25 protein-coding genes and 1 pseudogene are annotated in these 20893 nt (G+C 67.2%); 18 read left to right on the top strand and 8 right to left on the bottom strand.

Translation table 11 applies throughout. The features are described 5' to 3' along the window. Window positions 1-327 (top strand): hypothetical protein (locus B551_RS26925; protein ID WP_216599708.1); only part of this gene is annotated, 327 nt, incomplete at its 5' end. Between the two features lie 434 nt (window positions 328-761). Next, window positions 762-1154, top strand: a complete 393-nt coding sequence (locus B551_RS20335; protein ID WP_006577742.1) for a hypothetical protein — start codon at window positions 762-764, stop codon at window positions 1152-1154. A gap of 117 nt (window positions 1155-1271) precedes the next feature. Here B551_RS20335 and B551_RS20330 read toward each other — a convergent pair whose 3' ends face one another. After that, entirely contained in the window at window positions 1272-1484 is a 213-nt protein-coding gene (locus B551_RS20330; RefSeq protein WP_006577743.1) for a hypothetical protein, read from the bottom strand. A 284-nt stretch (window positions 1485-1768) separates the two neighbouring features. Further along, window positions 1769-2215, bottom strand: coding sequence for a hypothetical protein (locus B551_RS26235; RefSeq protein WP_006577744.1), 447 nt, complete (start codon window positions 2213-2215; stop codon window positions 1769-1771). Window positions 2216-2375: 160 nt separating this feature from the next. On the opposite strand from B551_RS26235, the gene B551_RS20320 reads away from it, so the two are divergent. Then, a complete protein-coding gene (locus B551_RS20320; protein WP_006577745.1) occupies window positions 2376-2723 on the top strand; it encodes a hypothetical protein in 348 nt (115 codons plus the stop codon). A gap of 2 nt (window positions 2724-2725) precedes the next feature. Here B551_RS20320 and B551_RS20315 read toward each other — a convergent pair whose 3' ends face one another. Beyond that, entirely contained in the window at window positions 2726-3334 is a 609-nt protein-coding gene (locus tag B551_RS20315) for a phospholipase D family protein (RefSeq protein WP_006577746.1), read from the bottom strand. A 243-nt stretch (window positions 3335-3577) separates the two neighbouring features. Between B551_RS20315 and B551_RS20310 the strand changes: the two genes are divergently transcribed. From B551_RS20310 to B551_RS20280, 7 genes and pseudogenes are all read left to right on the top strand, one after another. Next, window positions 3578-3784, top strand: coding sequence for a dodecin (locus tag B551_RS20310; RefSeq protein ID WP_023264892.1), 207 nt, complete (start codon window positions 3578-3580; stop codon window positions 3782-3784). 428 nt (window positions 3785-4212) lie between these two features. Further along, on the top strand, window positions 4213-4911 hold the full coding sequence (locus tag B551_RS20305) for a 3-oxoacid CoA-transferase subunit A (RefSeq protein WP_006577747.1): 699 nt from the start codon (window positions 4213-4215) through the stop codon (window positions 4909-4911). Window positions 4912-4951: 40 nt separating this feature from the next. Continuing rightward, window positions 4952-5599, top strand: a complete 648-nt coding sequence (locus tag B551_RS20300) for a CoA transferase subunit B (protein ID WP_006577748.1) — start codon at window positions 4952-4954, stop codon at window positions 5597-5599. Window positions 5600-5688: 89 nt separating this feature from the next. Further along, the gene (gene pcaF / locus B551_RS20295) at window positions 5689-6891 is read left to right on the top strand and encodes a 3-oxoadipyl-CoA thiolase (RefSeq protein ID WP_023264891.1); all 1203 of its coding nucleotides are present in this window, start codon (window positions 5689-5691) and stop codon (window positions 6889-6891) included. A gap of 256 nt (window positions 6892-7147) precedes the next feature. Next, window positions 7148-7879, top strand: coding sequence for an SDR family NAD(P)-dependent oxidoreductase (locus B551_RS20290; RefSeq protein WP_006577749.1), 732 nt, complete (start codon window positions 7148-7150; stop codon window positions 7877-7879). 66 nt (window positions 7880-7945) lie between these two features. After that, on the top strand, window positions 7946-8953 hold the full coding sequence (locus tag B551_RS20285) for a tripartite tricarboxylate transporter substrate binding protein (protein WP_006577750.1): 1008 nt from the start codon (window positions 7946-7948) through the stop codon (window positions 8951-8953). A gap of 351 nt (window positions 8954-9304) precedes the next feature. Then, window positions 9305-9781: pseudogene (locus tag B551_RS20280) on the top strand (STAS domain-containing protein); the annotation flags it as partial. 171 nt (window positions 9782-9952) lie between these two features. Here B551_RS20280 and B551_RS20275 read toward each other — a convergent pair. Beyond that, the gene (locus B551_RS20275; RefSeq protein WP_006577752.1) at window positions 9953-10189 is read right to left on the bottom strand and encodes a hypothetical protein; all 237 of its coding nucleotides are present in this window, start codon (window positions 10187-10189) and stop codon (window positions 9953-9955) included. A gap of 220 nt (window positions 10190-10409) precedes the next feature. On the opposite strand from B551_RS20275, the gene B551_RS20270 reads away from it, so the two are divergent. Further along, window positions 10410-10952, top strand: a complete 543-nt coding sequence (locus tag B551_RS20270) for a PadR family transcriptional regulator (RefSeq protein ID WP_023264889.1) — start codon at window positions 10410-10412, stop codon at window positions 10950-10952. Window positions 10953-11019: 67 nt separating this feature from the next. Here B551_RS20270 and B551_RS25755 read toward each other — a convergent pair whose 3' ends face one another. The 3 genes from B551_RS25755 to B551_RS20260 form a co-directional block, all read right to left on the bottom strand. Further along, window positions 11020-11430 (bottom strand): type II toxin-antitoxin system PemK/MazF family toxin, encoded by a 411-nt coding sequence (locus tag B551_RS25755; RefSeq protein ID WP_006577754.1) that lies wholly within the window; start codon window positions 11428-11430, stop codon window positions 11020-11022. A 9-nt stretch (window positions 11431-11439) separates the two neighbouring features. Then, window positions 11440-11712 carry an AbrB/MazE/SpoVT family DNA-binding domain-containing protein gene (locus tag B551_RS20265; RefSeq protein WP_006577755.1) on the bottom strand — a complete coding sequence of 91 codons (273 nt, stop codon included), beginning with the start codon at window positions 11710-11712 and terminating at the stop codon, window positions 11440-11442. 263 nt (window positions 11713-11975) lie between these two features. Beyond that, window positions 11976-12965 (bottom strand): nitronate monooxygenase family protein, encoded by a 990-nt coding sequence (locus B551_RS20260; protein ID WP_006577756.1) that lies wholly within the window; start codon window positions 12963-12965, stop codon window positions 11976-11978. A gap of 252 nt (window positions 12966-13217) precedes the next feature. On the opposite strand from B551_RS20260, the gene B551_RS20255 reads away from it, so the two are divergent. Continuing rightward, a complete protein-coding gene (locus tag B551_RS20255; RefSeq protein ID WP_172682482.1) occupies window positions 13218-14234 on the top strand; it encodes a tyrosine-type recombinase/integrase in 1017 nt (338 codons plus the stop codon). Window positions 14235-14293: 59 nt separating this feature from the next. Then, on the top strand, window positions 14294-15313 hold the full coding sequence (gene galE / locus B551_RS20250; RefSeq protein WP_006577757.1) for a UDP-glucose 4-epimerase GalE: 1020 nt from the start codon (window positions 14294-14296) through the stop codon (window positions 15311-15313). A 144-nt stretch (window positions 15314-15457) separates the two neighbouring features. Here the strand turns inward: galE and B551_RS20245 are convergent, their stop codons facing one another. Continuing rightward, the gene (locus tag B551_RS20245; protein ID WP_006577758.1) at window positions 15458-15763 is read right to left on the bottom strand and encodes an H-NS family nucleoid-associated regulatory protein; all 306 of its coding nucleotides are present in this window, start codon (window positions 15761-15763) and stop codon (window positions 15458-15460) included. A 122-nt stretch (window positions 15764-15885) separates the two neighbouring features. On the opposite strand from B551_RS20245, the gene B551_RS26230 reads away from it, so the two are divergent. The 5 genes from B551_RS26230 to B551_RS20225 form a co-directional block, all read left to right on the top strand. Then, complete coding sequence (locus tag B551_RS26230) at window positions 15886-16032, top strand: hypothetical protein (RefSeq protein WP_157072051.1); 147 nt, start codon at window positions 15886-15888, stop codon at window positions 16030-16032. Window positions 16033-16551: 519 nt separating this feature from the next. After that, entirely contained in the window at window positions 16552-18492 is a 1941-nt protein-coding gene (locus B551_RS20240; protein ID WP_023264887.1) for a bifunctional diguanylate cyclase/phosphodiesterase, read from the top strand. A gap of 215 nt (window positions 18493-18707) precedes the next feature. Beyond that, complete coding sequence (locus tag B551_RS20235; protein WP_043441783.1) at window positions 18708-19103, top strand: response regulator; 396 nt, start codon at window positions 18708-18710, stop codon at window positions 19101-19103. Between the two features lie 227 nt (window positions 19104-19330). After that, complete coding sequence (locus B551_RS20230; RefSeq protein WP_006578649.1) at window positions 19331-19813, top strand: chemotaxis protein CheW; 483 nt, start codon at window positions 19331-19333, stop codon at window positions 19811-19813. 36 nt (window positions 19814-19849) lie between these two features. Beyond that, window positions 19850-20893: PAS domain-containing protein (locus B551_RS20225; protein WP_023264885.1), on the top strand; the 1044-nt coding region annotated here is incomplete at its 3' end.

Here is a 20893-nt window from a genome sequence, read left to right as displayed (position 1 = left end):
CTCGCGCCGCGCGCGGTGCCGCCGGACGCGCGGCGGCGCGCGACGTCGACCGTGTGCCCGAGCCTTTGGCCGCGGCTGCAGGGGTCTGCCTGCCGGTTCGCTTCGCTGCGGCCTTGGCCGGCTGCTTTGCTGCTCGCTTTGTCGCCATTGCGGCCGCTCCTCGATCGGAACACGCGGAATTGCGTGGCCCTGGTCCTTCGCGTCAAGCGCGGCATTTGCATTGCCGTGATTTCGCTTGAGATTTCGCTTGAGATTTCGCTTGTTAGTTCGCTTATAGGCAATCGGAATGCGGCGATCCATCGGCCACCGTCCTACATCCGGCAATGACCGGAACGATCGCCACCATGGCGGGATAGCGGGGCGAGCGGATCCGCATGACGAACAGCGGGCATGTTGCCGCGCTATGGGCGCTGCCGCACAGACGCCGCCGTGCACATCCTGCATGGCCGAGTAAAAAGTACGAGCCAGACGCATCGCGCCGTGTTGTCCGGCGATATGGCCGCGTGTCGCCGCGGCGCGGCCTGCGGTGATTGCCGCGAGCCATTGCGTCGCCGTGGCGCGCGGCGAAGCGTGTCGGCCGCGCGTGGAAGACCTGTTGTTTCTGGCATGCGTTTCGCGTCATGGGCGGCGTAGGCCGGGTCCTGCGCGGGGCATCGCCGTGCCGGCAGGGCCTGATCACGAACCCGCCTGGCGTGGCCGCGGGCGTGCCGCCAACGCGCGCGCCATCGCGGCATGCATGGGCCGTCTCAGGAGTGAACAACATGACGAAACACCACCTCGTACGTAGCGCGCTCGCCGCGCTGGCATTGACCGGTTCCTGCGTCGCGCTGGCGCAGGTGCCGGGTGACCGCGGCGCTGCCACCGGCACCGCGCCGGGTACCGCACCGGCGGGCCAATACGATCCCGCCAATCCGGCCGCGGCAGGCACGCGCGATCCGTACAGCAGCGGCGCGCGCGTGGGCGACAAGTTCGATCCGTATACGCAGGGCACCAACCAGCCGACGCAGCAGTATCTGGCGCCGGCGGGCACGCAGCCGATGCCGATGAGCGGCAGCTACGACGCGCGCATGGAGAATCACGACACGCACTATCACGACCTGTCGACGCTGGGCTCGCGCGTCGGCAAGCGCAGCCAGTTCCTCGACGGAGGTTGATCGGCCGGCTGCATCGATTCGAGTACCGGGGACAGCAAGGAGCGCGGCGGGCATCGGCCCGCCGCGCTCCTGTCGTTTCAACGAGGCCGCCACTGAATGCTGTCGATCGGTGTCCCTCTATCGCTGCGGCGGAAACACGTACCACGAACCGTCGCGATGACGGAAGAAGACGATCGACAGCCGTTTTCCCGCGCGTTCGAAGCCGATGCACGCATAGGGCACGCGGCCGCTGCCGGTATGTCCGAAACGGGTGACCCGGCATGGGTGGCTGGCCGACAGCGGCAGCCATTTCTGCGCGGCCTCGCGCAGGGTCGTCGTCTTGCCTTGCATCGCACGCTCCCCTTGATGTTGGTAACGCGATGCCGCGCTCGCGAACGCAGCACGGCGGCGCGATCTCGCGTTCTTGCTTACCAGCGTAGGAGCGACGGCGCGCGCGGCACGTCGGCTTGATCCGCGGCGCGGCCTCGGCGATCGGCGGATTGCGTTGTCAGCGAATGACCACAGCGATGCCGTGAGGAATTTTCACGGGTCGTAAGAAGGGGAGGGAAGGGGACGAAAAAAGGGACGCGGATGCGTCCCTTTGCTGCCGATGGAAGGCAGCCGATCATCGGCAATTACCGCTCGCGGTTCTGGCCCGACTGGCCGCCCGAGGACTGCTGCCCAGGCTGGCCGCTGGTGCCGGACTGCTGTTGTTGCTGGCCGCCGCTCTGGCCGCCCATGCCGCTCTGCTGGCCGCTCTGCCTGCCGCCTTGCTGCTGCTGGCCGCCTTGGCCGCTTTGGTTACCCATTCCGCCCTGCTGGCCGCTCTGGCCGCCGCCTTGCTGCGACTGGCCGCCCATGCCGCCCATGCCGCCTTCGCTCTGGCCCATGCCGCCCTGCTGACCGCCCTGGCGACCGCCTTGCTGTTGCTGACCGCCCTGGCCGCTTTGGTTACCCATTCCGCCCTGCTGGCCGGTCTGGCTGCCGCTCTGCTGATGCTGCTGAGACGATTGGCCACCCTGGCCCATGCCACCCTTTTCGGTGCCGCCTTGCTGCGCCTGCGGTTGCTGTTGCTGTTTCATTGCTGGTCTCCATCAGCGGCGAAATGCCGCGCCTTGGTGTCGTGCAATGGGCGTGCCACCGCGCCGCAACATGATTTCAAGCCGGGCGCCCGGACATGACACGACGCAGGTATGGCGTTTGCGTGTCGTCGATGGTCAACATTCGGTCAGGGGAGGGCATATGACCAAGCAACCGACGCATCCGGAACGTGAACCTCGGCAGGGTCAGGCCGGCGGACGGCCACAGGGCGAGACGACGGGAGAAAGAACGGCACAGGGAACCAGCGAGGGGCCGGGACCGCTGGCCGAGAAGTCGCAGCCGGACCCCGGCACGCTGCCGCAGAAAGGCGGCGGCGAACCGATGCCGCGCCTGCCGCACGAGCGCGACGAATCGCATCAGAGCCAGCACACCGGCAGCCGGCCGGTGGGACGTCAGGCCGCGCGCGATATCGAGCGCGGCCTTGAGGAAACCGATCTGTACGGCTCGCGCGGGCGCCGTGGCGGCGCGGCCTCGGAGGACAACGATTGAGCCTAGTACGGCAATGACAGCCGATGCCGGCTCTGCCAATTGTCGACGTAGCGCTTGACCAGACGTGCATCGCCGCGAATCAGGATGCCGTTCTCGGTGTTGCGTTCCTCGGCCGATTTGGTGAAGTTGAACGAGCCGGTGAAGACCGCCTCGCCGTCGAAGATCATCACCTTGTTGTGCGCGATGGCGGGGCGCGAATCGATCATCACCTCGATGCCCTGGTGCTTCAGGAAGGTGGCGCTGGTATAGCGCTCGGACACCTGGCTCTTGTCCAGGATCACGCGCACATCGACCCCGCGCTTGCGCGCCTGCATCAGCGCCTCGGCGATCGGCTTGCTGGTGAACGAATACGCCTGTACCAGCACGCTGCGCCGCGCATTGCGGATCGCGTCGACCAGCATGGCCTGGCAGCTCTCGCCATCGGGCGTGAAGCACAGCGCGTAGTTGGCGCCGTCAGCGAAGCTGCGCGCGCCGTCGGCGGGGGCTATCGGCGCTTCGCCGCTGCGGGGCAGGATGCGCGCGGACGCGGTGGGCGCCAGCAGCGAAGAAGAAAGCAGAACGGACAACAGGGCGCCGGCGACGATGGCGGGCGCGCGAAACACAAAGGACATGAGACAGCGTGAATGCGTTGCCGCGGAGCGCGCCGCTCGCGGCAACGGTAGCCAATTGAATAACGAATCGAAATGGAAACGTTGCGAGGCGGGGAAGTTAGCAGCGCGAGCACGCAAAGGCAAGGCGGTTGGAACGGCGCGGCCCGGCTGCCTATGATGAAACGCGTGCCGGCACATGCCGACGCCGATCGGTTATCCCAACCCAGGCGCCAGCAGCCCGGCGCCCAACCCTGGAGGCAAGCGATGTCGAATCACACCTACAAGCTCGTCGAAATCGTCGGCACGTCGCCCGACGGCACCGATGCCGCGATCCGCAGCGCGCTCGCCAAGGCGTCGGAGACCATCAAGAACATGGACTGGTTCGAGGTGGTCGAGATGCGCGGCCATATCGTCAATGGCAAGATCGCGCACTACCAGGTCACGTTGAAAGTCGGCTTCCGCGTCGAATGAGCGTGCCGCACGGCTGGCGCCGCGCATGCCGCGGCCGCCGCCGCCGTGTTGGATTCCTTCCTTCCTTCCTTCCTTCGGTGTTCCTCGCTGCTGCCTGACTGTTCCGCTGAAGCGGCGCGCGGCTTGCGGTTTCACTTCCATCTCTGCGGGGGCGCCCGGGCTCCCGCCTTGACCCCGGAACCCCACGGGTGTACCCTCTGCATTGGTGTTCATTCTGCGAATTGAAGTTCGTATAGCGAACATCGGCAACAACAAGAGTCCGCATGACGGACCATCGTTTGACTGCTAGGGCCTTTATGGGCGCCGCCACGGCGCGCCCGGAACCACGCCAGGCAGAACCCTCCGGAGACGACGCTTCCAGCGGCCGCCCAACACGTCGGGCGGCGGGCTCCGGCCGGTCCGGCCAGGCCATCTCGACTGGAACGCAATTGATCAACAAGCTCTTCGACTCGGTGGAATCGGCGGTGGCCGACATCCATGATGGCGCGACCATCATGATCGGCGGCTTTGGCCTCGCCGGCATGCCGGCGCAACTCATCGATGCGCTGATCGCCCAGGGCGCGCGCGACCTGACCATCGTCAACAACAACGCCGGCAACGGCGAAACGGGCCTGGCCGCGCTGCTCAAGGCCAAGCGCGTGCGCAAGATCATTTGCTCATTCCCGCGCCAGGTCGATTCCTACGTGTTCGATTCGCTGTACCACGCCGGCCAGATCGAGCTGGAACTGGTGCCGCAGGGCAACCTGGCCGAGCGCATCCGCGCCGCCGGCGCCGGCATCGGCGGCTTCTTCACCCGCACCGCCTACGGCACGCCGCTGGCCGAGGGCAAGGAAACCCGCATCATCGACGGCCAGGGCTATGTGTTCGAGTCGCCGATCCACGCCGACTTCGCGCTGATCAAGGCCGACACCGCCGACCGCTGGGGCAACCTGACCTACCGCAAGACTGCGCGCAACTTCGGCCCGATCATGGCGATGGCCGCCAAATGCGCGATCGTACAGGTCAGCCGCGTGGTCGAACTGGGCGAACTGGACCCCGAGCACATCGTCACGCCGAGCCTGTTCGTCAAGCGCGTCGTCAAGGTCGACGCCGCTGCCGCAGACAACGCCGCGGCCAACGCCGCCTGACGCGCGGACGCGCCCAACCCGCATCGAAGAGAGAAGCGATATGCAACGCCTGACCCGCGATCAGATGGCCGCCCGCGTGGCCCGAGACATTCCGGACGGTGCCGTGGTCAACCTCGGCATCGGCCTGCCCACCCTGGTCGGCAACCATCTGCCGGCCGACCGCGAGATCCTGCTGCACAGCGAGAACGGCCTGCTGGGCATGGGCCCGGCGCCCGCGCCCGGCGAGGAAGACGGCGACCTGATCAACGCCGGCAAGCAGCCGGTCACGATCAAGCCCGGCGCCTCGTATTTCCATCACGCCGATTCGTTCGCGATGATGCGCGGCGGCCATCTGGACTACTGCGTGCTCGGCGCGTTCCAGGTGTCGGCCACCGGCGACCTGGCCAACTGGCACACCGGCGCGCCGGGCGCGATTCCGGCCGTCGGCGGCGCGATGGACCTGGCGATCGGCGCCAAGCAGGTGTTCGTCATGATGGAACACCTGACCAAGCAGGGCGAGAGCAAGATCGTTCCCGAATGCACGTATCCTCTGACCGGCATCGGCTGCGTGACCCGCGTCTACACCGACCTGGCCACCATCGACGTGACCCCGGACGGCCTGGTCGCCCGCGACCTGGTCGAAGGCCTGTCGTTCGACGAGCTGCAGCGCCTGACCGGCGTGCCGCTGAAGCAGGCGCAGCCCGCTTGATGCCCCGCCTGATGCACCATCCGATGGCGACGGATCGCAGTTGCTGCCGATACCGCCGCCACCACCACTGAAACCAAGGACGAGACACCATGACCGAAGCCTTTATCTGCGACGCGATCCGCACCCCCATCGGCCGTTACGGCGGCAGCCTGTCCGCGGTGCGCGCGGACGACCTCGGCGCGGTACCGCTGAAGGCGCTGATGGCGCGCAATCCGAACCTGGACTGGAGCGCGATCGACGACGTGATCTACGGCAACGCCAACCAGGCCGGCGAAGACAACCGCAACGTTGCGCGCATGTCGCTGCTGCTGGCCGGCCTGCCGCAAAGCGTGCCCGGCGCGACCATCAACCGCCTGTGCGGCTCGGGCATGGACGCGACCGGCACCGCCGCGCGCGCGATCCGCGCCGGCGAAGCCGGGCTGATGATTGCCGGCGGCGTCGAGAGCATGAGCCGCGCCCCATTCGTGATGGGCAAGGCCACCACCGCGTTCTCGCGCGACGCGCAGATCTTCGACACCACCATCGGCTGGCGCTTCATCAACCCCGCGATGCGCGCGGCCTACGGCGTGGACTCGATGCCCGAGACCGCCGAGAACGTCGCCACCGATTACAAGATCAGCCGCGAAGACCAGGACCTGATGGCGCTGCGCAGCCAGGAAAAAGCCTCGCGCGCGCAGGCCGACGGCACGCTGGCGCAGGAAATCACCGCGGTCACGATCCCGCAGAAGAAGGGCGATCCGATCGTCGTCGAGCGCGACGAGCACCCGCGCGCCACCAGCATGGAAGCGCTGGCCAGGCTCAAGGGCGTCGTACGTCCGGACGGCACCGTGACCGCCGGCAACGCCTCGGGCGTCAATGACGGCGCCTGCGCGCTGCTGCTCGCCAGCGAGGCCGCCGCGCGCCAGCACGGCCTGACGCCGAAGGCCCGCATCGTCGGCATGGCAACCGCCGGCGTGGCGCCGCGCGTGATGGGCATCGGCCCGGCGCCGGCCACGCAGAAGCTGCTCAAGCAGCTGGGCATGACGATGGACCAGATCGACGTGATCGAGCTGAACGAAGCGTTCGCCGCGCAGGGGCTGGCGGTGCTGCGCGAGCTCGGCGTCGCCGATGACGATGCGCGCGTCAATCCGAACGGCGGCGCGATCGCGCTGGGCCACCCGCTCGGCATGAGCGGCGCGCGCCTGGTCACCACCGCGATGTATCAACTGCATCGCACCGGCGGCCGCTTCGCGCTGTGCACGATGTGCATCGGCGTGGGCCAGGGTATCGCGATGGTGATCGAGCGCGTCTGAGCGGCGCCCGCATTCGCAGCGCGGACAGGACGCTCGAGCTGCTCAAGCCGCTCGATCCGCTCAAGTTTTGCGGCGCGCCTGCCGTTGACCAAGGCAGGCGCCGACGCTCAGCGCTGCGACAGATTTCCCAACGCAGTTGGTGCGGCGGGGCCGACTGGCTCGCCGGTCCGCCGCACGCTTTCTTTGCGCCCGAATTTGCGCTGAACTTCTGCTGAATCTTCGCAGTACCGGTTCCATACCGGCATGGAGTAATCGGATGTCTCTTCCCGTTGCCACGCTCGTCACCGGCGCCAGTTCCGGCATCGGTCGCGCCATCAGCGAAATGCTGCTGGCCGACGGCGTGACCCGCGTCGTCAATGTCGACTATGCCGCCCCGGGCTGGTCGCATCCCAACATGACGTTTTTCCAGGCGGACCTGACCGACGCCGCGGCCACGCGCGCGGCGGCTGCCGAGGTGACGTCGCGTTTCGCCATCACGCGCCTGGTCAACAATGCCGGCGCGACCCGTCCCGGCACCGCCGATAGCGCGACCGTCGAGGATCTCGACTACGTGGTCGGCCTGCACCTGCAGGCGAGCCTGCTGTTGACGCAGGCCTGCCTGCCGGCAATGCGCGCCGCGGGCTTCGGCCGCATCGTCAACATGGCCTCGCGCGCGGCGCTGGGCAAGCCCGAGCGCGTGGTGTACTCCGCCACCAAGGCTGGCATGGTCGGCATGACGCGCACGCTGGCGATGGAGCTCGGCGGCGACGGCATCACCGTCAACGCGGTTGCGCCCGGGCCGATCGCCACCGAATTGTTCCGCCGCAGCAATCCCGAGGGCAGCGAGCAGACCAAGCGCATCCTGGCCAGCATCGCGGTCAAGCGCATGGGCACGCCCGAGGACGTGGCGCGCGCCACGCTGTTCTTTCTCTCTCCCGAAAATGGTTTCGTCACCGGACAGGTGTTGTACGTCTGTGGCGGTACCACGCTGGGCGTCGCACCGGTCTAGGCGCGGCCCCTATTACAAGTCGTGGCCCGCATGGACGGCCACCGAGGAAACTCCCTGGAGCATACGATGAAGTTCAACTCGCAACCGTCGCAGGCGCGCCGCCGCCTGCTGGCCGCCGGCGTCGCGCTGGCTACCACGTTCGCCGGCGTCTCCGGCGCTGCCTACGCGCAGGATGGCTATCCGACCAAGCCGATCACGATGATCGTGCCGTTCTCGGCCGGTGGCACCACCGACATCCTGGCCCGCATCGTCGGCCTGCAGCTGGGCAAGGCGCTCGGCCAGCCGGTGGTCATCGAGAACCGTCCGGGCGCGGGCGGCAACATCGGCGCCTCGCTGGCCGCCAAGGCGCCGGGCGACGGCTACACGCTGTTCATGGGCACCATCGGTACGCACGCGATCAACCAGTCGCTGTATTCGAAGCTGCCGTACGACCCGGTCAAGGACTTCGCGCCGATCACCCGTGTCGCGATGGTGCCGAACCTGGTGGTGGTCAACCCCAACGTGCCGGCGAAGAGCGTCAAGGAGCTGATCGCCTACGTCAAGGCCAATCCGAACAAGATCAGCTACGGCTCGTCGGGCAACGGCTCGTCGATGCATCTGTCGGGCGAACTGTTCAACTCGATGACCGGGCTGAACATCCAGCACGTGCCGTACAAGGGCAGCGCCCCGGCGGTCAACGATCTGCTGGGCAACCAGATCGGCCTGATGTTCGACAACCTGCCGTCGTCGTACCAGCACGTGAAGGCCGGCAAGCTGCGCCCGCTGGCCGTGACCTCGGCCAAGCGTTCGCCGGCGCTGCCGGACGTGCCGACCGTCGCGGAAGCCGGCGTGCCGGGCTATGAAGCGACGTCGTGGTTCGCACTGTACGCCACTGGCGGCACGCCCAAGGCCATCGTCGATCGCCTGAACGCCGAAGTGGTCAAGATCCTGGCCATGCCCGACGTGCAGAAGCAGATGGCCGGTCAGGGCGCCGAGCCCAACCCCGAGAAGCCGGAACAACTGGCTGCCTTCATGAAGACCGAAGCGGCCAAGTGGGCCAAGGTTGTCAAGGCCTCGGGCGCGACCGTGGACTGATCGTTGCGGATGCCGCGCCAGGTTCGCGCGGCGCAACGACGGGAAAGCCGGCCTTCGGGCCGGCTTTTTCATGGCCGTCGTTTTTTGGGGGCCGGTATCATCCGCGGCTTTCAGCGCAGCTTCCGGCCGGCATCCCCATGCCACGCCCGAACGCCGGACTGCACTCCGATTCGCCTTCCCCTGTTTTTTCGTCGCAACGCGGTTGCGAGCGCGCGCGGCGCCCTCCATAGACCAGACCCATGCTTTCCTTGCGCCAGCAATGGTTCGGCAATATCCGCAACGACCTGCTCGCCGGCACCGCCGTCGCGCTTGCGCTGATTGCGGGATGATCGGGCAGTCGGTGATTACCTTCACTGGGCCTCGATTCGCCGCCTGCGCGAGCACCCGCCCAGCTCCAGCATCGTGATGATTGCCACGGTCGCGGTGGTAGTGATGACTCAGGATCTGGCCCGCGGCGTACTGGTCGGCGTGTTGCTGTCGGGCGTGTTCTTCGCGTGGAAGGTGGGCAGGATGCTGGATGTCGCGTCGTCGCTGCAGGGCGGCGTGCGTGTCTACACGGTGACGGGCCAGGTGTTCTTCGCCTGCGCCGACCAGTTCGTCCGCGCCTTCGATATCAAGGAAGACGTCAAACGCATTCGGATCGATGTCAGCCGAGCTCACTTCTGGGACATCACCGCGATCGGGGCGCTCGACAAGGTCGTGCTCAAACTGCGGCGGGCCGGAATCGACGTCGAGGTGGTCGGACTGAATGCGGGCAGCGCGGCGATGGTCGAGCGCTTTGCGTTGCACGACAAGGGCGGGGATGCCCGGGAATTGCCGGCGCACTGATTGCCGGTGCTGATCGCCGGCAGCGGCGGCAAAAAAAAGCTCGCGACTGGCAGCGAGCTCGAGTTCCGGCCCACCCGGGCAGGAGGAGACATCGTTGGGGGCCGCGGCAGCGCGGCTGCCTCGGCTTGGGCGTCGGGCGGGCTCGGTCTGGGCCTGGGCCTTGACTCGGCCTCAGTTCAGGCTGACCTTGACCACCTGTTCCTCGACGCCGACAAAGCGGACCAGCTGGCGCAGCCCGCTGGGATACTCCTTGATGTGATGGCCGACCGGGGTATCCGGCAGGCGGTAATAGATGGCGCTGGACGGGGCGGCGCTGGTTGGGGCGGCGATTCGGCCTTCCACTGCGGAGGGACCGTCGCCTTCCCACGGAATATCCCGCTCCTCGGCGAGATCGTGCGATCCGGGCATGGCGGCTGTTCCTGATCAAATGCGGCTTTGTTTCCAATGTATTGCAGCGCCAGCCGATTTGCTATTTCACCTTTTTTAATTCTGGCCTAGCCATCGGCTCGATTTGTCATATTGCGAGCAATAGGGTGCAGCGCCGAGCCGATGGCTTGCGCGCCGCCTCCATGCGCTACCATTGGCGCTTTGCGCGCATTCCGGCGCGCATTTCGCTCCCATCGTCCGCATGTCGATCCAGCACGCCCTTCTGACCTCGTTGATGGAGAAGCCCTCGTCAGGCTACGAACTGGCGCGGCGCTTCGACAAGTCGATCGGCTATTTCTGGCACGCCACCCACCAGCAGATCTATCGCGAACTCGGCCGCATGGCCGAACGCGGCTGGATTGCCGCGCAGGACGACGAAACGGACGCGCGCAGCCGCAAGAAGGTCTATCGTGTGCTGCCGGCGGGGCGGGAGGAGCTGGTGCGCTGGGTGCTGTCGCCGACGGCCGGGCTGGACCAGCGCGACGAGATCCTGGTCAAGCTGCGCGCCGACGCGGTGGCCGGCCCGCTCGGACTGGGCGACGAGATGCGGCGGATGATCGCGTTGCACGAAGAACGGCTGGCAACCTATCGCGCGATCGAGCAGCGTGACTTCGCCGCTCCGCACCCGGACCGCGCCCAGCAGCTGCGGCATGCGCTGCTGCGCCGCGGGATCCGTTACGAAGAGGATTGGGTGGCGTGGGGCACGGCGGTGTTGCCGTTGCTGGAGCCGGAGGGCGGGCGGTAGCCCGCGCGGCAATGGCGTCGTTGCCCGCCATCGCCGCACCAGGATGTCGATATGGAATGGGACTTCGCTAACCGATACCGCAGATCGCTGCCACCCGCAGCCGAATCTCTTTGAGTTCCTGTTCGGTCGCGCATTGCCCATCATAGCGGGCACTTCGGGCGATCCAATCCAACGTGGTGATTTGATCCGGCAAGGCCGCGCATTCGCGCGGCATGCCCGATATACGCACTTGCATGCGGGCACGAGCGGTGCCGGCGGGCGCGAGAGAGGTCGTCAGCGGAACCCCGATAAAGCGCTTTGTCGGGCCGTTGATTCCTGCCGGCGACAACACCAGTATGGGCCGGAAGCCCGCTTGTTCATGTCCCTTCGTTGGATCGAGGCTCATCCACCAGATTTCACCCGCTTGGGGAACTCGATGCTGAACGTCGGCCGTTGCGAACGCGCCGATTGCCGTGCCGCTCGTCGTGGTTGATCGCATAGACAATCATCAGCCGTTATCAGGATTGCCCGCGGCACCAAATTCATTGCCTACCGGAGCTCCCCAATCAACGGTAGCCTCGACCTCATGCCCGGCTTGCAGTTCGAGGATGAACTCCTCCAGCGAGAAGGAAGGCTCGGCCTTCTTCTCCAGGACCAATTTCCCCTCAAGTACCGTCGCCTCTATCACCGCGTTCTCAGTGATATTTGCTTCTTCTGCCAAGTACGACGGAATGCGAAGAGCAAGACTGTTGCCCCAACGCTTCACTGTCAATGCGGTCATTAGCTGTTCCTCCACTTTCAAACTTCGCGCGTGAGGAGAGCCCCCCGTGATCTGGTCGTCATGTTCGGGGAGCGGGACCGCAGGCTATATCGCAGACAGCTCCATTCTTTTGCTCCACCGTCAACCAATTCATAACTTTGGTAACGGGACGGCTGCGGTGCGGCGTCCTCACGTATCTACAGTGTAGATACGTGAATAGGGGGTGTCAATCTGGCTCACTGCAATGGAGACGGGGGCCAGGACGGTCCCCCGTCCGGTTTCGTTTACACCAGATCCCTCACCCCAACGCCCGCGCCGACGTCAGCCAGCCCCAGCCGGCGGCGGGCCAGCGCGTATTCCTCGGCGAAGCGGTCGACCAGGTCGGCGGCGGGTACCACGCGCTTGATCGCGCCGACGCCCTGGCCGGCGCCCCAAATGTCCTTCCACGGTTTGACCCGGTTCGAGCCGAAGTTCATCGCGGTCGGGTCGGACGCGGGCAGTGCTTCCGGGTCGAGGCCGGCGTTGACGATGCTCTGGCGCAGGTAGTTGCCGTGCACGCCGGTGAACAGGTTCGAATAGACGATATCGCCGGCCGTGCTGTCCACGATCATCTGCTTGTAGGCCGGCTGCGCGTTGGCTTCCTCGGTGGCGATGAAGGCAGAGCCGATATACGCGAGGTCGGCGCCCGCGGCCTGCGCCGCCAGGATGCCGTTGCCGCTGGCGATGGCGCCCGACAGCAGCAGCGGACCATCGAACCATTCGCGGATTTCATGCAGCAGCGCAAACGGGGACTGCGTGCCGGCATGGCCGCCGGCGCCCGCGGCGACCGCGATCAGGCCGTCGGCGCCCTTGTCGATCGCCTTGTGGGCGAACGTGTTGTTGATGATGTCGTGCAGCACGATGCCGCCATACGAGTGCACCGCCTGGTTGACCTCGACACGCGCGCCCAGCGAGGTGATCACGATCGGTACCTTGTAGCGCACGCACAGCTCCAGGTCGTGCTCGAGACGGTCGTTCGACTTGTGCACGATCTGGTTGACCGCGAACGGAGCCGACGGGCGGTCCGGATGCCTGGCGTCGTGCTCGGCAAGCTCGGTGGTGATGCGGTCCAGCCATTCCTCCAGCAGCGAGGCCGGCCGTGCGTTCAGCGCGGGGAAGGAGCCGACCACGCCGGCCTTGCACTGCGCGATCACCAGATCGGGATTGGAGATGATGAACAGCGGCGAGCACACCACTGGCAGGCGCAGGCGTTGCAGGAGCGGAGGAAGGGACATGGCGGCCTCGGTTCGTAAAGAAGGGTTGTGTTCGATGGATGGCTGCAATCGATGGCTGCATCGATATGCAACCAGTTGCATAGTGAATCGAAAGTTAGCACGGCGTTCGCAGGCTTTCAATACCCGTGACCAACGCATTGGCGCGCTGTGACGCTTGCGCCGGGCGATTACCGTACGGTGCCGCGCATCCGCTGCGTGGGGACGCGGTGGCGCCTTGTCTACAATGTGCCCAATGAATCAGCAGGAGTGCAGGTGAGCGACGATCCTCGACCGGCAGCCGCGGGCCGCGATCTGTTCGAAGGCAATCTGGCGGACTGGCATGCCGATCCCGAGCGGGCTTTCGATGGCTGGCTGGCGGTCCATGGCTTTGGCCATGGCACCGCAGTGGTCTATCGGGCCATGTGGGGCAAGCTGCTGCGCTGGTCGCGCGAACATGGCGTCGCGCCGCTGTCGTGGTCGGCCGCGCAGATCGGCGCCTTCCTGGATGCCGAGGGGCTCCACAAGCGCCATCGCTATCGCTATACGCGGCTGATCGAGCGCGTCTTTCACTACCTGTCGCTGCAGCAGGCGGGCCTGCATAACCCCGGCAGCCAGGCGGTGCGGGCCCATCTGGCCGAAGGCGACAACGATCCGACCCCCTTCCTGCTGCCGGCCGAGCGCGACGCCGTGGTGGCGCGTGTGCTGGAACCGGTCACGATGCCGGACGCGGATGCCACGCCGAGCGCGACCGCCTGGAAGCGCGCGCGGGACATCGCGGTGGTCGCCACGATGCTGGGCGCCGGCCTCAAGGTAGGCGAGGTACGGGGGCTGCGGCTCGACAGCATTGCGTCCGACGCCAGCGAGCTGCGGCTGACCCGTACAGACAACGGCCGCACCTATCGCGCGCCCGTGTTCGACTTCGCCCGCCGGCCCCTGCTTGCCTGGCTGGCGGTGCGAGAGGCGGGTGGCACGCTCGGCACGCTGGTGTTTCCGGCACAGCCCGCGGGACGGCCGCTGCACGCCGCCTCGCTGTACCGGCGGGTCGAGCAGTTGCTGGACGAGGCCGGCGTGCTGGACGGACGCACCGAGCGCGCCTCGCCGCAGACGCTGCGCAACAGCTATGGCGCGCTGCATTTCGAGGCCGGCGCCGAGCCGGCCACCGTCGCACAGTATCTGGGCATGCGCGATCTGGAGTCGGGCTGGCGGCTGCACGCAGCGTATACCGCCTGGCAGGCGCGCAGCGGCCAGCTTGCCGCGGCCGGGGCGGGATCGCCGGCCGGGTTACCATAACGCCCCTGACGGCGGTGGCTCGGCCCCGCCGTCCGCATGTTCAATCGATAAAGTTCACGATGCCAGACACTCTGCTGCTGACCGGTGCCACCGGCTATATCGCTTCGCATACCTGGGTTGCACTGCTCGCGGCCGGCTACGACGTGGTCGGGCTGGACAATCTGTCCAACAGCAACCGTGCGGTGGTCGACCGGATCGCCACCATTTCCGGCAAGACGCCGCGATTCGTCGAGGGTGACGTGCGCGACCGCGCCTTGCTGGACCGGCTGTTCGCCGAGCACAAGATCGGCGGCGCGATCCATTTCGCCGCGCTGAAGGCGGTCGGCGAATCGGTGGCGCAGCCGCTCGCCTACTACGACAACAACCTGAACGGCCTGCTGACGCTGTGCGCGTCGATGCAGGGGGCCGGCGTCAAGACGCTGGTATTCAGCTCCTCGGCCACCGTCTATGGCAATCCGCATACGGTGCCGATCCGCGAGGAATTCCCGCTGTCGGCGACCAATCCCTACGGCCAGACCAAGCTGATGGGCGAGCAGATCCTGCGCGATCTCGAACGCGCCGACCCGCACTGGCGTATTGGGTATCTGCGCTACTTCAACCCGGTCGGGGCGCACGAAAGCGGCCTGATCGGCGAGGATCCGGGCGGCGTGCCGAACAATCTGATGCCCTATGTGGCGCAGGTGGCGGCGGGCCGCCGGGAGCGCCTGATGGTGTTTGGCGGCGACTATCCGACCCCGGACGGCACCGGCGTGCGCGACTACATTCACGTTTGCGATCTGGCCGACGGCCATCTGGCGGCGCTGCGCTATTTGAACGAGCGCGGCGAGGGAATGACGGTCAACCTCGGAACGGGCCGCGGTTACAGCGTGCTGGAGGTGGTGGAAGCGTATCGCCGCGCCAGCGGGAAATCGATTCCGTATGAAATCGTCGCCCGCCGCCCCGGGGATATTGCCTCGTGCTATGCGGACCCGGCATTGGCACAGCGCCTGCTCGGCTGGCAGGCGCGTCACGATCTGGACCGGATGTGCGCGGACTCGTGGCGCTGGCAGTCGATGAATCCGCTGGGGTTTGCGTCCTGAGGGACGATCCTCGCCGATTGCCGCAATGAAAAACCGGGCCTGGGTTTGGCCCGGTTTTTTTATTGCCCCGCGCCGACCCCAATCCCGGTGCTTGGGTTTTGCCCGGTGTGGTGACGCCGCAAGGCGTCCCGGCGGATGCTGCCTTTATCGCACCAGGAAGTCGTCGATCGATTTTCCGGAGGCCAGCGCCTGGGTCAGCCAGCCGGGGCGCTTGCCGCGGCCCGTCCAGGTATTGCCAGCGCTGTCGCGATAGCGCACGGGCACTTTGCGCGCGGTTTTCTTGCCGGGTACCGCCTTGCTGCCAAAACCGAGATCTTCGGCGGTCAAGCCATATTCTTCGATTTTCTTGCGGATATCGTCGATTACCGCTGCCTGCTCTCGTGCCTTGATCTCTTCGGCTTGCTTCTGCAATTCGTTGATTTTCTGAACGATTTCCTGATAGGTTGCCATTTTGAGACCTCTGATTACGGTGGGCGAGATGAACGGCATGAATTATAACGGCCTGCGATAGCGATGCAAATGCTGGCGCAGGTTGAAACCGATTTTTGACAAAATCGGTCACGAAACCTTTCATGATGAACTTTTCTCGCGCCGGTCTGTCGCCGGCGTCATCTTTGGCCGGATTCCATGCGATTGCCGCCTCGCCGGCGTGGTTTCGTGATGCCATGGGCCTGGCTCTTTCGTTTGTCGCATTCGTTTTGTGCAATATGGCGCGGTAAAACGGATGCGATGTTGCCCTCGGCGCGTTTCCATTGCCCGTCGGCGTCACGGATCTCCGCCACAGGGCCCCCGCCGCCATTCCCCGATTCAAGTAATCCCCACCGGCGGTCGATATCCCCACAGCATGGGCTGTCGCCCGGCAGGTTGGCGGACTGTCCGCCGCTACTGATCGATCGAGTCGTCCCATGTCCTTGCGTCGCCTTGTCCTGTCTTCGTCGTCGAATGTCCGCGCGCGGCTTGCTGCCAGCGCGGGTGAAGCCAGGCAACGTGCGATCACCGACTGCTTTCGTTGCAATAAGGTGACGTCGCATGCACTGCGCGCGGTGGCTATGCTAACGTCCCGGGCGATGCCGGCCCGGCGGCCGACGGCAGCCGGTGCGTGCACGGTGCGCCGGGGTCCCGCACCACGATTTGCCGCGCTCGACGCGGTTCCGCAATACCAAGGGCGTCCCGTCGCCGGCCTGCGGGCCGGAGCTTGACGGCGCCACCTACACGCATTCCGCAGCGCCCCCTTCGATATGAGTTTTAGCGTTCTGCTGCTCGCCATCCTGCTCGGCATCGCCGTCGGCCTTCGCGCTGTCGGCCGTGGCCGCGATGGGACGGGATGGTCCGGCCGCATGATGGCCCTGACCGCGGGACTGGTGTCGCAGGCGTCGATCGGCCTGCCGGTCTGGGTCGTGTTGCTGTCCGGCTCGGTGCCGCGTTCGGCGGAGTGGTCGCAGGCGCTGGCCGCGCTCGTGGGCGGCATCGCGACGACGGTGCTGGCCCAATGGCTGCACCGCGCGCTGGCGTACTGGCGCGGTGCCGCCATGCTGGCGACGCTGGCCGGCGCGGGCGTGATCGCCGCGGCCGGAATCGGGCTTGGCCACCAGTGCGGCGGCGCGACCTCGCGCACCGCCTGCATCGATGCGGTGAACCTGCTGCATCCGGCCTGGTTCGGCCTTGGCCTGGCCGTGCTGGGGACGGCGGCGTTCGCGCTGTTGTCGTTGCTGGACCGCCGCCATGCGCCGCAGCGCGAACGCGACGTCCTGCTCAGCGATGCCGGCGAGCCCGAGAGCGAGCGCAACGGCGGCGCGTCGCCGGGTTTGCCGGCGCGGATCGTGCGCCGGCTGAACGGCCGCATGCCGGGCCGATTGACGGTCCGTCCCGTGGGGCGCGGCCAGGCGACCGTCGGTGAATACAGCGTGGCGACCGATGTGCCCGATCGCGCGGCGTTCGCCCGCTGGCTCGACCAGTCGATCGCCCATGCGCGGCTGGCCGAGACCAGCTGCGCGGTGCTGCTGATCCATATCGCCGACTTCCGCGAGGTCGACGAAGTCTTCGAGGTGCGCGCCGACGACATCCTCGCTCAGGACGCCAGCGTGCTGGCCCAGGCCGCGCTGGAGCCGCACGACTTCCTGGCGCGTCTGGCCCGCGACGAGTTCGCGGTCGGTGTCCCGGCGCTGCTCAATTCGAATCGCGCGCACGAACTCGGCTCGCGCGTGCTGGCGTCGATCTCCGAGTTCGTCACCGCGCGTGGCCTGCAGATGCAGATCGGCGTCAATATCGGCATCGCGGTCTATCCGCGCGACGCGCAGAGCTCGGAGGGGCTGATGCAGGCGGCGCGCGTCAGCCTGTCCGAGGCGCGCGAATCCGGCTCGAACCAGGTGCGCACCTTCAATTCCGCCGCCGGCGAGCGCGCGCGCCGCATGCGGGTGATCCGCCGCGACCTGTGGCTGGCGATCCAGGACGACGGCCTGTCGCTCGAATACCAGCCGAAGTTCGACGTCGACGCGCGCACCGTGGTGGGCGCCGAGGCGCTTTGCCGCTGGCGCCATCCGACGCTCGGCGCGGTCAATCCGGCCGAATTCATCATGGTGGCCGAGCAGTCCGGTCAGATCGACAAGCTGGACGACTGGGTCATCGCCAGCGTCTGCAGCCAGGTGCGCGAGTGGCAGGACGCCGGCCTGCCGGTGGTCCCGGTCGCGATCAACGTGTCGGGGCTGCGCTTCGCCAGCCGCGATTTCCCGCAGTACCTGCTCGAGCAGATCCACCAGCACGACATTCCGCCGTCGGCGATCACGCTCGAGATCACCGAGACGGCGGCGATGAAGGACATCGCGCAGTCGTTGGAGACGCTGACCGAACTGCAGGCGCTCGGCATCCACGTCGCGCTGGACGACTTCGGCAGCGGCTATTCCAGCCTGGGCTATCTGAAGCGGCTGCGGGTCGGCACGCTGAAGATCGACCGCACGCTGATCGGCGGCCTGGAGTCGGATCCGCAGGGCCGCGCCATCGTCGGCTCGATGGTCGCGCTGGCGCACGAGCTGCGGATGCGCGTGGTAGCCGAGGGCGTCGAATCGCAGGCCCAGCTGGACATCCTGGCGCGCATGGGCTGCGACGAAGTGCAGGGCTATCTGCTGGCCCGCCCGATGGAAGCCGCCGGCTTCGCCGACCTGCTGACCACTGCGCGCCGCTGAACGCCACGCCTCGGAACCTGCGAACTAAAGGAAGCGAGCCTGCCGGCCGATAAGTCTGGTTGGCGCACAGCGCCGCGGTATGGGGCCGATCCCGGTCCGATATGGCGGCACGCGCCGCAGCGATGCGCCGGCAGGGGCCGGCGCCGACCAGCACAGCATACGGATCGCCGCACGGACCATGCCGGCCGATCCGCCGCCGTTTCGAGGTAGCCGCCATGCCAGCTCAACGCATTCTTGTCGTCGACGATTCGCCTTCCCTGCGTCGCATGATCGCCGCCTGCCTGCGCGCCGGCGGCTACGACGTCGCCGAGGCGGGGGACGGCGACGAGGCGCACGCGGCGGCCGAGGCCGCATCGCCGGCGCAGCCGTTCGACATGCTGGTCACCGACCAGGTGATGCCGGGCATGGACGGCCTGACGCTGATCCGCCGGCTGCGCGCCACGCCGCGCTACGCCGCGATGCCGATCCTGATGCTGACCACCGAGGCCGACGGCCAGATCCGCGCGCAGGCGCGCGAGGCCGGCGCCAGTGGCTTCCTGCCCAAGCCCTTCGATCCCGATCAGCTGATGCAGTCGGTCGCCGCGCTGCTATCCCCCTCCGAAGAGGGGTAATTCCGGCCGCTTCCGACCCTTCAGCCGCGCATCGGGACTGCCGATAACCAGCAAGGGGCGAGGCGCGCGCCGTTCGCGGGCGCCCTTGGGGCCGCGCCATCGCGGCGCCATCGCCATGCAGTTGCCAGGGCAGTTGCCACGCAGTGGTCAATAAAGGCGGTCGGGCCGGCTGGGGTGCACTCCGCCAGCGTGCAACGACGGCCACAACCGGGGAGCGGGAGCGCAAGATGAACGTCAGCATCAGGACCGAAGGAAGCGGCGAGGAGTTTCTCGCCTTCACGCTGGGTCGCGAGGAATACGGCGTCGACATCCTCAAGGTGCAGGAAATCCGCGGCTACGAGGCGGTCACGCAGATCGCCAACGCGCCGGCCTATCTGAAGGGCGTGATCAACCTGCGCGGCACCATCGTGCCGATCGTCGACCTGCGCATCAAGTTCCAGCAGCAGACCGTCAGCTACGACCAGTACACGGTCGTCATCATCGTCGACCTGAACCATCGCACCACGGGCATCGTCGTCGACGGCGTCTCCGACGTGCTGACGCTGACCCCCGCCCAGATCAAGCCCACGCCGCAGTTCTCCGGCAATCTCGACACCGAATACATCCGCGGCCTCGGCTCGGTCGAAGACCGCATGCTGATCCTGGTCGATATCGAGAAGCTGCTGGCGACCGAGGAGCTGGCCGCGATCGAAGCCGCCGCCGCGGCCTGACGCGCGCACCCCGAACGAATCGAGCAGCACAACGTCATGAGAAACAACCAGCCTGTCACCGCGCGCGAATACAAGCTCGCGCCCAACGATTACCTGATCTCGCGCACCGACCTGAAGGGCCGCATCACCTTCGCCAACCGCGCGTTCATCGAGGTCAGCGGCTTTACCGCCGAGGAACTGCTCGGCGCTCCGCACAATCTGGTGCGCCATCCCGACATGCCGCCCGAGGCCTTCGAGGACCTGTGGCGCACGCTGCAGGCGGGCCGCTCGTGGGTCGGGCTGGTCAAGAACCGCCGCAAGAACGGCGACTACTACTGGGTCAGCGCGACGGTGACGCCGACCCGCGTCGACGGACAGACCGTCGGCTATACGTCGGTGCGCTCGATGGCGAGCACCGAGCAGATCGAGGCGGCGCAGGCCGCGTACGCGCGCATTCGCGCCGGCAACGCCAGCGGCATCCGCATCCGCGAGGGCGCGGTGGTCCGCCGCGGTCCGCTGGGCTGGATCGACGGGCTGCGCCGCCTGGGCCTGCGCGGCCGCATCATGCTGTCGCAGGGCGTGGGCCTGGCATGGTTCCTGGCGGCGCTGGTCGCCTTCGAGCTGCTGGCCGAACCGCAGACGCGCGCGGCACTGCGGCCATGGCTGTGGGGCGGCTTCGTACTGGCGGGGCTGTCGGCGATGGCCACCGGCGCGGCGCTGCTGGCGATGGTGCATCGGCCGATGCGCGAGATGCTGGACTTCGCGCTGCGCCTGGGCGCCGGCGACCTGACCACGCGCTACGAGTTCTCCAGCAACGACGAGATCGGCGCGCTGGCCAAGGCGATGCAGACCATGCAGCGCAGCCTGCTGTCGGTCGTCCGCGAGATCCAGGAAGGCATGAGCGCGATCGCCACGGCCACGCGCCAGGTGGCCGCCGGCAACAACGACCTGTCGCAGCGCACGGAGCAGCAGGCGGCGTCGCTGGAAGAGACCGCGTCGAGCATGGAGGAGCTGACCGGCACGGTGCGCCAGAACGCGGACAACGCGCGGCAGGCCAGCGGCCTGGCGGCCAACGCGTCGGAGACTGCGGTCAAGGGCGGC

The organism is Cupriavidus sp. HPC(L), from assembly GCF_000307735.3.
Classification (GTDB): Bacteria; Pseudomonadota; Gammaproteobacteria; order Burkholderiales; family Burkholderiaceae; genus Cupriavidus.
Note: the sequence above shows the minus strand (reverse complement) of the source record. Positions and strands in the feature narration are given on the sequence as shown.

Bases quoted from the DNA above. Each gene is read 5' to 3' on its own strand.
- B551_RS20310 (WP_023264892.1), top strand. From the start codon at position 3,578: ATGTCGAATCACACCTACAAGCTCGTCGAAATCGTCGGCACGTCGCCC.
- B551_RS20330 (WP_006577743.1), bottom strand. From the start codon at position 1,484: ATGCAAGGCAAGACGACGACCCTGCGCGAGGCCGCGCAGAAATGGCTG.
- B551_RS20265 (WP_006577755.1), bottom strand. From the start codon at position 11,712: ATGACCGCATTGACAGTGAAGCGTTGGGGCAACAGTCTTGCTCTTCGC.
- B551_RS20315 (WP_006577746.1), bottom strand. From the start codon at position 3,334: ATGTCCTTTGTGTTTCGCGCGCCCGCCATCGTCGCCGGCGCCCTGTTG.
- B551_RS20240 (WP_023264887.1), top strand. From the start codon at position 16,552: ATGAGTTTTAGCGTTCTGCTGCTCGCCATCCTGCTCGGCATCGCCGTC.
- B551_RS20320 (WP_006577745.1), top strand. From the start codon at position 2,376: ATGACCAAGCAACCGACGCATCCGGAACGTGAACCTCGGCAGGGTCAG.
- B551_RS20230 (WP_006578649.1), top strand. From the start codon at position 19,331: ATGAACGTCAGCATCAGGACCGAAGGAAGCGGCGAGGAGTTTCTCGCC.
- B551_RS20335 (WP_006577742.1), top strand. From the start codon at position 762: ATGACGAAACACCACCTCGTACGTAGCGCGCTCGCCGCGCTGGCATTG.
- B551_RS20245 (WP_006577758.1), bottom strand. From the start codon at position 15,763: ATGGCAACCTATCAGGAAATCGTTCAGAAAATCAACGAATTGCAGAAG.
- B551_RS25755 (WP_006577754.1), bottom strand. From the start codon at position 11,430: ATGCGATCAACCACGACGAGCGGCACGGCAATCGGCGCGTTCGCAACG.
- B551_RS20275 (WP_006577752.1), bottom strand. From the start codon at position 10,189: ATGCCCGGATCGCACGATCTCGCCGAGGAGCGGGATATTCCGTGGGAA.
- B551_RS20270 (WP_023264889.1), top strand. From the start codon at position 10,410: ATGTCGATCCAGCACGCCCTTCTGACCTCGTTGATGGAGAAGCCCTCG.
- B551_RS20290 (WP_006577749.1), top strand. From the start codon at position 7,148: ATGTCTCTTCCCGTTGCCACGCTCGTCACCGGCGCCAGTTCCGGCATC.
- B551_RS20300 (WP_006577748.1), top strand. From the start codon at position 4,952: ATGCAACGCCTGACCCGCGATCAGATGGCCGCCCGCGTGGCCCGAGAC.
- galE (WP_006577757.1), top strand. From the start codon at position 14,294: ATGCCAGACACTCTGCTGCTGACCGGTGCCACCGGCTATATCGCTTCG.
- B551_RS26235 (WP_006577744.1), bottom strand. From the start codon at position 2,215: ATGAAACAGCAACAGCAACCGCAGGCGCAGCAAGGCGGCACCGAAAAG.
- B551_RS20285 (WP_006577750.1), top strand. From the start codon at position 7,946: ATGAAGTTCAACTCGCAACCGTCGCAGGCGCGCCGCCGCCTGCTGGCC.
- B551_RS20235 (WP_043441783.1), top strand. From the start codon at position 18,708: ATGCCAGCTCAACGCATTCTTGTCGTCGACGATTCGCCTTCCCTGCGT.
- B551_RS20260 (WP_006577756.1), bottom strand. From the start codon at position 12,965: ATGTCCCTTCCTCCGCTCCTGCAACGCCTGCGCCTGCCAGTGGTGTGC.
- pcaF (WP_023264891.1), top strand. From the start codon at position 5,689: ATGACCGAAGCCTTTATCTGCGACGCGATCCGCACCCCCATCGGCCGT.
- B551_RS26230 (WP_157072051.1), top strand. From the start codon at position 15,886: ATGATGAACTTTTCTCGCGCCGGTCTGTCGCCGGCGTCATCTTTGGCC.